Annotated in this window: 1 protein-coding gene; it reads left to right on the top strand. The window is 52.4% G+C overall.

Going from position 1 to position 393, the window contains the following annotated elements:
* Positions 1 to 112: 112 nt before the first annotated feature.
* Positions 113 to 393: DUF420 domain-containing protein (locus RZO55_RS14645; RefSeq protein ID WP_318065008.1), on the top strand; the 281-nt coding region annotated here is incomplete at its 3' end.

Below are 393 nucleotides of genomic sequence, written 5' to 3'. Positions count from 1 at the left end.
ATCGTCACAGCCGTTGGAGCCATTTTTCACGGTTTTGTGACCTCGTTTCAGATGGGGGATGAAGCGTGGTATACTGGTTTTGTACAGAAATCCACGCCATAGGGTGAACGCCATGGAAAATCAGACCCATTATCGGACTGGGAACGTCAAACAGCGGAATTACACCCCCTGGGTCGTAACCCTGTCGATTGTCATCAATGTGATCGTGGCTCTTCTGTTTTTCATGCCGAAGGTGGATCGCTTCGACCACTGGGATCTCACCTTCCTGCCCATGCTGAACGCGATCTTCAACAGCTTCACCACCGTTTTTCTGCTGGTCGGATTGTACTTCATCCGCCGGAAAAATGTGAAGCTGCACCGGCGGTTCATCCTGGCCGCCTTTGCCACCACGGC

Origin of the sequence: Clostridium boliviensis (assembly GCF_033342255.1) — a bacterium.
In the GTDB taxonomy this organism is placed as follows: domain Bacteria; phylum Bacillota; class Clostridia; order Lachnospirales; family Lachnospiraceae; genus Lacrimispora; species Lacrimispora boliviensis.
The sequence above is the reverse complement of the archived record's forward strand: the minus strand, read 5'-3'. Positions and strand labels throughout refer to the sequence as shown.